The organism is Aliivibrio sp. 1S128 (assembly GCF_001691065.1).
Lineage (GTDB): Bacteria > Pseudomonadota > Gammaproteobacteria > Enterobacterales > Vibrionaceae > Aliivibrio.
In genome coordinates this window covers 1-926 of sequence record NZ_MAJV01000046.1, presented here as the reverse complement: position 1 = coordinate 926, position 926 = coordinate 1, and the positions used below count along the sequence as shown (strand labels likewise).

2 protein-coding genes are annotated in these 926 nt (G+C 37.5%); both read right to left on the bottom strand.

Features of this window, described 5'->3' with window-relative positions:
• Positions 1-29 precede the first annotated feature (29 nt).
• Positions 30-560 carry a GNAT family N-acetyltransferase gene (locus A6E03_RS07230; protein WP_017019245.1) on the bottom strand — a complete coding sequence of 177 codons (531 nt, stop codon included), beginning with the start codon at positions 558-560 and terminating at the stop codon, positions 30-32.
• The gene (locus A6E03_RS07225; protein WP_065593224.1) at positions 557-826 is read right to left on the bottom strand and encodes a DUF1778 domain-containing protein; all 270 of its coding nucleotides are present in this window, start codon (positions 824-826) and stop codon (positions 557-559) included. Before A6E03_RS07225 ends, A6E03_RS07230 begins: the two co-directional genes overlap by 4 nt.
• Positions 827-926: the final 100 nt, after the last annotated feature.

The window sequence follows — 926 nt, the reverse complement described above, 5'->3', positions numbered from 1 at the left end:
TGATGCATTTGTTATATTCACTCTTACGTCTAAGTGAATAACTGACCGACTGTTTTCATCGGAATGAACATTCTTACACGACCATTGATTTCACAAAGAACATCGAAACCATATTTTGCGTAAAATGACTCCGCTTGTTCAGTTAAACAATCAACAACAATGGCATAAGCTCTCATATGAGAGTTAATTTCCCAGAGATATTCTAGAGCTTTGATTAAGCTAACTTTACCTAACCCACTTCCATGAAATTCTTTATGAACTGCCAGTTGAGCTAAAAGGAAAACAGGAACTGGATAGCGTGGTAATTTTTTAGCCATCGCTTGTGGCAACGTATCACGGCTAATCGAACTTGGCGCGATACTATAAAACGAACAAATTGGATATTTTTGATTTGGCAGAGGCACTGAAGCAGGCAAAACCATTGTGCGGCTAATACCTGCTTGCATATGTTTAGCAGCTTGAGTTTGGATAAAATCATTTAACTCTTTTTCCCCACAGTCAAATGATGCTCTATCGTGCTGTGATTTATCCAATTCTTTGAAAGTTTTGGAATAACTCACTTAAAGTCACCACTTTTAGTAAATGCAGCGGCTTCAAGTAATGCTTTATTCGGAGCCTTAGCCTCGTCACAAGCAATCATGAATTGATCAAATACATTTGCTTCAACAGTGATGCTTTCATGCTCAGAAATTACCTGAGTTGAATCTTCGTCCATTAGACGAACAACGTATTCAGTTAAGCTTTTTAAACCAAGTAAAGCTGAAGCTTTCTCAGCCTTAGCTTTGATTTCTTCATCCAAACGGATATCAAGTCTTGCAGTAGCCATAAAACCTCCAATCGTACGGAATAATTCCGTAATTAACCTGAGTATAAGATTTAAACAACCAAAGCGCAACTTGTACGGAGCTAATACGGATTTAATTTTT